Origin of the sequence: Streptomyces sp. NPDC047515 (genome assembly GCF_040643055.1) — a bacterium.
Lineage (GTDB): Bacteria > Actinomycetota > Actinomycetes > Streptomycetales > Streptomycetaceae > Streptomyces.
In genome coordinates, this window is sequence record NZ_JBEYTM010000180.1 from 1 (window position 1) to 1,051 (window position 1,051).

Genomic DNA, 1,051 nt, shown 5'->3' on the forward strand with positions numbered 1-1,051 from the left:
GGTCGAGGACACCTTTGCCGCACTCGACGAGCAGACCGTCGTCGTCCCGGGCACCGATGCGGCCGCGCTGATCGTTCCCAGCCTCGCCAGCTCGCTACAAGCTGTCCTTGACCAGCGCAAACTCCTTGCCGCAAGGATCGAGGAACTCCTGGAGGCCCACCCTCTTTCCCAGGTCCTGATCTCGATGCCCGGCATCGGGATCAGGACCGCCGCCCGCATTCTCATCGATGTCGGTGACGGCAGTGGCTTCGCCACCGCTGGCCACCTCGCCGCCTACGCCGGCCTGGCGCCCGTGACCAGATCCTCCGGCTCGTCCATCCGCGGCGAACGTCCTTCCCGGCGAGGCAACAAACAGCTCAAGAGGGCCTTCTACCTCGCCGCGTTCGCCTCACTCTCCCAGCCCGAATCACGCGCCTACTACGACCGCAAACGCCGTGAAGGAAAGCACCACATCGCCGCCCTCATCGCACTCGCCCGCCGCCGCATCGACGTCCTCTTCGCCATGCTCCGCGACGGCACCTTCTACCAGCCGTCCACACCCGTCACGGCTTGACGAAAACCATAGAGGCACCTTTTGTCGCCCGGACGCTGACGGAGTCGATCGCGCAGCGCGACCAGTCCAACTCGCCCCGGGCGCCGAGTTCGCCGAGGACGATGCGGTGGAGCCGGGCCCAGACCCGGTCCCCGCTCCGCTGTGCGAACCGCCGGTAGACCGTCTGCCAGGCCGGGCCGAACACCGGCGGGAGCTGCCGCCACGTACAACCCGAGGTGGCCACGAATATGACCGCGGCCAGAACCTCGCGGTCACCGGCCAGACGCCGGCCCCCGCCCTGCGGACGCTTCACCTCCGTGAGCGGCACCATCCGCCGGAACAGCACCCACAACTCATCCGGTACCAACCGCTCAACCAGATCCGTCATGCACTACTCAACGAACGATCACACCATAAGAAACGACCTCTAAGCTTGGCGTTTTACCTCGCCTGTCACCCGACCTGCTGATCTGGGGTCGTTCGCGTGACAGCGGAGGCGGCCGTTCTCCACGCTTTCGA

Annotated in this window: 1 protein-coding gene and 1 pseudogene; one reads left to right on the top strand and one right to left on the bottom strand. The window is 66.4% G+C overall.

Going from position 1 to position 1,051, the window contains the following annotated elements; genetic code table 11:
* Window positions 1-553, top strand: a 553-nt coding sequence (locus ABZ826_RS39425) for a transposase (RefSeq protein WP_361459423.1), incomplete at its 5' end; no start/stop codon positions are given.
* A gap of 16 nt (window positions 554-569) precedes the next feature.
* Here the strand turns inward: ABZ826_RS39425 and ABZ826_RS39430 are convergent.
* A pseudogene (locus ABZ826_RS39430) lies at window positions 570-920 on the bottom strand (transposase); the annotation flags it as partial.
* Window positions 921-1,051: the final 131 nt, after the last annotated feature.